We start from the raw sequence: 6,000 nt of genomic DNA, 5'->3' as shown, positions 1-6,000 counted from the left end.
CCAATTATTTGTGAAGATGCATATTGTTTTTACCCCACCTCTTATCCCTACCTCGTAAAAATCCGCTTCCCTCCTTGCTTGCGGGGAGAGTTAGGGAGGGGTTATTTGTATGCATCTTTATATAAAATTGGTGTCAGTGGATTATTCTCAAATATCCCATGTAAGCAAATGTTAGCCGCTACAAACTTTTTTCGCGTTGATGATTTATTGGTGCAGATTTACAACTCTGAAGTTGAAATGGCAGAGAAAGTAGCAGAAATCGCCCAAAATTATTTACAGCAAGTTCTCCAGCAACAGGAAATCGCAGCAGTACTGTTAGCCACAGGAAACTCCCAACTCAAATTTCTTGATGCTTTAATCAAGTTGGGTGGTGTAGATTGGTCACGGATTACCTTATTTCATTTAGATGAATATTTGGGGATTACAGCCGATCATCCGGCGAGTTTCCGGCGATATCTGCAAGAACGTGTCGAAAAGCGAGTTTCTCCCCGACAATTTCATTATATAGAAGGTGATGCCTTGCAACCTCTAGCAGAGTGCGATCGCTACACCAAATTATTGCAAGCCCAACCCATTGATTTATCTTGTCTTGGTATTGGTGAAAACGGACATTTGGCTTTTAATGACCCCGCAGTAGCCAATTTTCAAGATACTTACAGCGTCAAACTGGTGAAACTAGATACAATCAATCGCCAGCAGCAAGTTAACACAGGTCATTTTCCTAATATTGATAGTGTTCCCCAGTATGCTTTTACTGTTACTTTGCCTTTAATCTGTTCAGCCCAAAAAATTATTTGTCTAGCACCAGAAACACGTAAAGCCTCGGTAATAAAACAGATGCTAAAAGGGTCAATTAATACCAATTGCCCAGCCTCAATTTTACGTCAACAATCGCAAGCAACCTTATTTTTAGATACAAATTCTGCTAGTTTACTGTAAGCTAAGGCTCAGATCCCCGACTTCTTTAAGAAATCGGGGATCTTTAATATTTTTATAAATAAATTGAGTTTATGGCATTGGTTTATGACCGAGTTTAAAGTGAGATAAACAAGCTTCTAAATAGGTACAGTCCTCACATTTGAGTTCCTTTCCAGGATTTTCACAGCCACAGGGAGGATTGACAAAACAATCAGCAGAATTTTGGGGAGTGGAGTATTTTTTCAAAATATAATAAAAAGTAGCTTCTTTGAGACAAAAAATAATATCTTGTACCATATAGGGAACAGGGAACAGTTATCCCCAAATTTTCTGATTTATTCAACCCAAAATTCACACTTTTGATAGTACACCCTACATAAAGTTGAAACCACACACTACAGATTTCATGCAGAAATTTTATCTTTTACCAAAAATGTAAACATCATGGGTGATGAAACGTTAAGAGTGTATACACTATTGCTTGCACCTCCTCATTCTCTATACGCTAGTAAATAAAAACCTCATACTTTGATGGAGTTTTATTTTAGACTTAAGTATGATTTTATGATCACTCAACTTAGTCCTTTAGATATAGCCATTATCAAAGTAATTAATTGATCAATTTCCCCTAATCTCTTCAATTACTGACATTATTTAAATATTCTTTCAAATTAGAAATGGAACTAATATTGAATTCGGTTGCATCTTCTCGACGCATCATCAAACCATAGGTGTTATTGAAACCAAAGGAACTCAGCCAATCAACATCATAACGCTTTTTCGATTCTTCTTTGACGTAGTTGAATACTTTCTCCTTACTTTGAATAATTTCGTTGCGAATTTTTTCATCTACTTGGAGAATCGTTAAGAGTCCCGTTCCTGTATACTCAGGATAAAGGTCAATATCTCCTTTAAGCAGGGCATTAAAAGCAATTTGTGTGCCAGCTAGTCCCGTTTTTAATTCTACATCGAGATTTGTATAATTTTCAATTATAACTACTAACATTTCTGCTAAGATATATTGCTCGGTGAAATTCTTTGAGCCGACAACTATATCAGATGCACCATTTCTTTGGGTAGATGTTTCTAAACCTAAATTTTGGATAAACTCCCTGGCTACCTGACTAGGTGGTTGCTTTTTCTCATCAACTAGGTAGTTAAGTTCTGCCATGATTTCATCAGAAATTTTACCTGCCAATTTGTCTAAAGCTGCCCTAATTTCTGGATATTTTCTCAGGGTTTCGCCTTTGACTAAAGGTGCTGCGTAGTAAGGGGGAAAATAATTTTTGTCATCTTCTAATACTTGCAGATCGTAGGCTTTAATTCTGCCATCGGTGGAAAAACCACTAATTACATCTACCTGTTTTTCTTTGATGGCTTCATACATCAGTCCTGGGTCTAGTTCCAGAGTATTAAATTGCAAATCATAATGCTCTCTTAAGCCGGGATAGCCATCAGCACGTTCCATAAACTCTGATGTAAATCCAGCTTGGAAGACAGGCGGATGAGAAATAGTTACCGCCCACAAAATTGCAGAACTCAGTAATACTAAGCTTGTAATTAGAATGGGCTTGATTAACTTGGTAACATTTTTTTGGAGGACACCAAGCAGAAAATCTAATATTAAAGCTAAACCAGCTGCGGGAATTGCCCCAGCTAGAATCATATCTGTATTATTTAAGGCGATACCACGAAAAATAAATTGTCCTAACCCACCGGAAGCAATTAAGGCGCAAAGGGTGGCTACACCGACGTTAGTAACTGCTGCGGTGCGAATACCTGCAAAAATTACAGGGGTGGCTAGGGGTAATTCTACTTTTAACAAAATTTGAGCGCTAGGCATACCCATTCCTTTGGCGGCTTCTTTGATGGAAGCATCTACTTCTTCAATCCCAATAAAGGTATTACGGATGATTGGTAGTAAGGCATATAAAAATAGAGCAACGATGGCTGGTGTGACTCCAATTCCTAATATGGGGAGCATGAAACCTAACAGGGCAACGCTAGGAATTGTTTGGATTATACCAGCTATGCCAATCACGTTATTAGCTACTTGTTTATAGCGGGTTAAGATGATTCCTACTATGACACCGATGATTATGGCAATTGATAGCGAGGCTAATGTTAATCCCAGGTGTTCTATTGTTTGTTTGGCAATTTCTTCTCTGGAATTGATAAAAAATGCCCAAAGGTTGTTCATGTTAGGTTGGGATATGTTTTGCTATTTTAAGAGGAACGTTCGCGTAGCGCATACCGCAAAGGACACAAAGGAAGAAGGAAAGAATTTTGTCAGCACTAAAGTGCTTACTACGAACTCTAAGTATTGTTATGTAGTGATTCTTTGAATCGGTAAAATGCAGCAAGCAGGTCTTCACTACTGACTATGGCAATAGAGCAATTTTGAGAATTTTTAATCTGGATGAAAGAATTTTTGAGGGAGGTTTGTATTTGTTCGAGAATTTTTAAGAGGCTGGTGTTTTCTTCGTATTCTTGAAAGTTTTCTGTGTCGGTTTCTTTTGTCGATAGCCAGGGGAGTAAATCTTTGAGTGTGGTGACTTGTAGTTCTAGTTGAAATAGGTAGGCTTGGAAAAAGTTACGTACAAAGTCGTTGTGTGGGTTAAATATTAACTCTTTGGGTGTGCCAATCTGCTGAATTTTTCCTTGATTCATTAGACAAATGCGATCGCACAAGGTCACGGCTTCAAAAATATCATGGGTGACTAACACGATGGTTTTATTTAACAAGCTTTCTAGCTGTTTAAATTCTTGCTGAATTTGGCGTTTGGTAATTTGATCTAATGCCCCAAAGGGTTCGTCAAGTAAGATAATCGGAGGATCAACAGCGAGGGCGCGTGCTAATCCTACCCGTTGTTTCTGCCCCCCACTGAGTTCTTGGGGATAACGCCGAGCAAATTTTTCTGGCGCTAGTCCCACAAGTTTGAGTAACTCAGAGGTGCGGCGAATTATACGTTTTTCCTTCCATTTCAATAACCGGGGTACAACGGCTACGTTTTCAGCCACGGTGTAATGGGGGAAAAGTCCGATATTCTGAATGACGTAACCGATACTTTGGCGCAGGACTTCGGGACGACGACGGCTGATTTCCTGTCCAGCAATGACAATTTGACCGGAATCTGGCTCAATTAGCCGATTCAGCATTTTCAGGGTGGTAGTTTTGCCGCAGCCACTAGTGCCAATTAGTCCTAAAGTTTCCCCTTCAGCGACGTGGAATGAAATATCATCCACCACGGTCAAATCTTTGTATTGCTTTGTGAGATTGGTTACATCAATCATCAAAATTAAGTTATTTTTGGACTTGTAATATTGCCAGGAGTCCGTGACCGCAGCCCATCCCAGTCTGCATTTCGTATTCTAAGGTTCGTAAGGCATAACCCAACTGCGGTTCAATAATGTTGGCTCTAGGGTCTCCATACCACATCCAGCCTACATCTGCAATCACCCTATCCATTGTCATCAGGGCAAAATGCAAGGGTTTGGGAAACTCGTCCCAGTCTCTTAAATCGGTAAGTTGAATTTCGTTGCAAAGTCTTTTTTGGGTATAACTTACCAGGATGTTCCAGGCTTTAATCAAACTGTGCAGAAATGGAGTTACTTCAGGGTGGTTAGGAACCATTCTTTCATCAAGCATCAATGTTTGCAAGTCAGTACGAAAATAATCCTCATGCAAACAATTACTCAATCTGCGAATGGGTTTTAGTTGCTTGTTGTATTCTCTGGTGTCTGTATGACGACCGACGAGAATAGAACGGTCCATGAGTTTTAATACTTCCATTCCCACGCCTGTCTCTGCTGTAATTCCTTGAGTTAGTTCCCTAACTTCATTACCTGTCCAAAATCTCAGGGGAAATTTCTCAATGTCTAAGCGTTCCCTCACAGGTTCAGAGTACAGATAACTCATGGTATAGTCTCGGACTTTTTCTTCTTCGGAATTAGCTGACCAAAATTCTGGCCATTCGATGGAGTAACGCCCGACTAAATCTAGTACGACTAGACTCTCGTTGGTACCGTGTGCGGCAATATCCTGCAACAAATAGCGCAGTTGTTTTTTAGAAAGATGAGACAGGGCTGCATAGGAAGAAAAGTAGATATCAAAAGGCTTTTCTGCGGTTTTTATTTTACCTAATCCGTCTCGCAGGTCTAGTTGAGCAAATTTGACATGAGGTTTATCTGCAAATAGGACTTCACCTTTCTCAACCATCGGTTGACTAATATCTACTCCGTAATACAAGTCAATACTGTCTTCTGGTAGCACTCTTTCGTGCTGCAAACCCAAGTCTAGGTCACGGCTATCAATTTTTACCAGAATTTCATAGCCTTGGCCAGAACCGCATCCTAAATCTAAAATTCTGACACCTCGGTTTTCCTTGCGTCGGCGTTCCACAAGGTCGAGTAAAAATGGTCTAAAAGCTATGCGAGTTAATTGATCTTCCCAATAGGTGCGGACGTTATCATATTTACCAAAAAGGTTGCCGACATAAAGATCGTATTTTCCCTCTTTGACAGCTTGTGAGTAGGTTTGTTCTCCAACTGATTGCATGATTTTTCCTTGTGATAAATTACAGAGTTTCAGCTTCAATGAAGAGTACCTTGCCACTTACCAATGAGAGCAGCAGCATCTGGATGTGTGAAATGATTTCGGAAAATCTGGTAATAGAATAACTCTTCTTTGGTACTTACAGGAAGTTTCTTTTTGTGAGCTTCTTTGAGAGTTTGCTCAGTAATGCAACTATTGGCATGGTCTTCTAAAACTGTGGAGGAGGCGCAACCTTGGGCAAATTCCATTTTGTCCCGCCACACTATTTCTTGTGGTAGTAAGTCGCTAAAAGCCTGACGTAGTAACCATTTTTCAATGCCAAAGGTCTTGTATAATTTGAGTGTGGGATCGATACTCAGGGATAGTTCGATAAAGTCAGTATCTAAGAATGGTACACGTCCTTCTAAGCCGTGAGCCATTGTCATTCTGTCTAATCTTTGCAGATTTAGATTGTGCAATCCTTTAATAATTGTGACTGATTCTTTGTGTAATGCGATCGCATCCTCATAATCTGCAAAGTAACTATA

General features: G+C 39.6%; 5 protein-coding genes. 1 reads left to right on the top strand and 4 read right to left on the bottom strand.

Going from position 1 to position 6,000, the window contains the following annotated elements; translation table 11 throughout:
• Positions 1-168 precede the first annotated feature (168 nt).
• Positions 169-939, top strand: coding sequence for a glucosamine-6-phosphate deaminase (locus VB654_RS00320; protein WP_323211605.1), 771 nt, complete (start codon positions 169-171; stop codon positions 937-939).
• 616 nt (positions 940-1,555) lie between these two features.
• Here the strand turns inward: VB654_RS00320 and VB654_RS00315 are convergent.
• The 4 genes from VB654_RS00315 to VB654_RS00300 all read right to left on the bottom strand — a co-directional run bounded on the left by VB654_RS00315 (position 1,556) and on the right by VB654_RS00300 (position 5,931).
• A complete protein-coding gene (locus tag VB654_RS00315; protein WP_323211238.1) occupies positions 1,556-3,118 on the bottom strand; it encodes a glycine betaine ABC transporter substrate-binding protein in 1,563 nt (520 codons plus the stop codon).
• Between the two features lie 116 nt (positions 3,119-3,234).
• Positions 3,235-4,212 carry an ABC transporter ATP-binding protein gene (locus tag VB654_RS00310; protein ID WP_323211237.1) on the bottom strand — a complete coding sequence of 326 codons (978 nt, stop codon included), beginning with the start codon at positions 4,210-4,212 and terminating at the stop codon, positions 3,235-3,237.
• A 10-nt stretch (positions 4,213-4,222) separates the two neighbouring features.
• The gene (locus VB654_RS00305; RefSeq protein ID WP_323211236.1) at positions 4,223-5,476 is read right to left on the bottom strand and encodes a class I SAM-dependent methyltransferase; all 1,254 of its coding nucleotides are present in this window, start codon (positions 5,474-5,476) and stop codon (positions 4,223-4,225) included.
• A 35-nt stretch (positions 5,477-5,511) separates the two neighbouring features.
• The gene (locus tag VB654_RS00300) at positions 5,512-5,931 is read right to left on the bottom strand and encodes an asparagine synthase-related protein (protein ID WP_323211235.1); all 420 of its coding nucleotides are present in this window, start codon (positions 5,929-5,931) and stop codon (positions 5,512-5,514) included.
• Positions 5,932-6,000 lie beyond the last annotated feature (69 nt).

The organism is Nodularia sp. UHCC 0506, assembly GCF_034931045.1.
Lineage (GTDB): Bacteria > Cyanobacteriota > Cyanobacteriia > Cyanobacteriales > Nostocaceae > Nodularia.
This window is presented reverse-complemented; position numbering and strand designations above follow the sequence as displayed.